Source organism: Rothia sp. 11273D007AR, assembly GCF_053547255.1.
This window is the reverse complement of the sequence record NZ_JBPPWJ010000037.1, coordinates 1-506: the sequence shown is the minus strand read 5'-3', so window position 1 is coordinate 506 and position 506 is coordinate 1. Positions and strand designations below refer to the sequence as shown.

Below are 506 nucleotides of genomic sequence, written 5' to 3'. Positions count from 1 at the left end.
GACCGAACTGTCTCACGACGTTCTGAACCCAGCTCGCGTACCGCTTTAATGGGCGAACAGCCCAACCCTTGGGACCAACTCCAGCCCCAGGATGCGACGAGCCGACATCGAGGTGCCAAACCATGCCGTCGATATGGACTCTTGGGCAAGATCAGCCTGTTATCCCCGAGGTACCTTTTATCCGTTGAGCGACGGCCGTTCCACAACGTACCGCCGGATCACTAGTCCCGACTTTCGTCCCTGCTCGACCTGCCAGTCTCACAGTCAAGCTCCCTTGTGCACTTACACTCAACACCTGATTGCCAACCAGGCTGAGGGAACCTTTGGGCGCCTCCGTTACTTTTTGGGAGGCAACCGCCCCAGTTAAACTACCCATCAGGCACTGTCCCTGACCCGGATCACGGGCCGAAGTTAGACATCCAGAGCGACCAGAGTGGTATTTCAACAACGACTCCACACGAACTAGCGTCCATGCTTCACAGTCTCCCACCTATCCTACACAAGCC

The 506-nt window shown here is 56.7% G+C and carries 1 rRNA gene; it reads right to left on the bottom strand.

The window, feature by feature from the left end:
• Window positions 1-506, bottom strand: a 23S ribosomal RNA gene (locus tag ACED88_RS10745); the annotation flags it as partial.